This is a genomic window from Oleiphilus sp. HI0125, assembly GCF_001635355.1.
Window position 1 is genome coordinate 1 of the sequence record NZ_LWGF01000450.1, and the last position, 203, is coordinate 203.

The 203-nt window shown below is 42.4% G+C and carries 1 protein-coding gene; it reads right to left on the bottom strand.

The window, feature by feature from the left end; translation table 11 throughout:
* Window positions 1-203, bottom strand: a 203-nt coding sequence (locus A3762_RS06010; RefSeq protein ID WP_197469061.1) for a thiamine phosphate synthase, incomplete at both ends; no start/stop codon positions are given.

Here is a 203-nt window from a genome sequence, read left to right on the forward strand (position 1 = left end):
CCTAATTGCTGTTTTGCAGAGCTAATTTTGTCGTCATTTTGGCCTAGATGAACGCCGTCAGCATTTGCGGCAAGGCAAAGTTCAATCGAGTCATTGATGAATAGTAGAGCGTCAAATTCTTGAGTCAGAGATTTTATAAATCGCGCTTCTTTTAGTTGCTGGTCGACCGATGCGATTTTGTTGCGATACTGAATAATACGCGC